Here is a 363-nt window from a genome sequence, read left to right on the forward strand (position 1 = left end):
CTCAATAGACAGCCCTGCACTTGAGAACAAGCACAGGGCATACAACTACCCCATAGATGGGTCGACTAAGGCGCAATTTCAAGTGTTTGAATAGGGAAATTTAGCGTCTTAAGTTGAGGCATTAGCTGTTTCGCATCCCCGACAACAATAATTTGATAATCGGCTGGATCAAACCACTTACTCGCCATTTCGTTGAGCGTCTCTTTTGATACGTCAGCAACAATATTATTGCGCACAGCGAGATAGTCATGATCTAAGTTGTAGGTCAGTATTGAGCTTAACAAATAGGCTTTTTGCCCCGGCGTTTCATACTTGAGCGCATCTTGTTGCCCAACTGCTAATCGCATGAATTCAATTTCTTTA

At 43.0% G+C, this 363-nt stretch carries 1 pseudogene; it reads right to left on the reverse strand.

What is annotated here, in order from left to right:
• Nucleotides 1-65: 65 nt before the first annotated feature.
• Nucleotides 66-363, reverse strand: a pseudogene (locus AB4585_RS28395) (insulinase family protein); the annotation flags it as partial.

The organism is Vibrio sp. 10N.222.49.C9, assembly GCF_041474985.1.
GTDB classification, from domain to species: domain Bacteria; phylum Pseudomonadota; class Gammaproteobacteria; order Enterobacterales; family Vibrionaceae; genus Vibrio; species Vibrio crassostreae_C.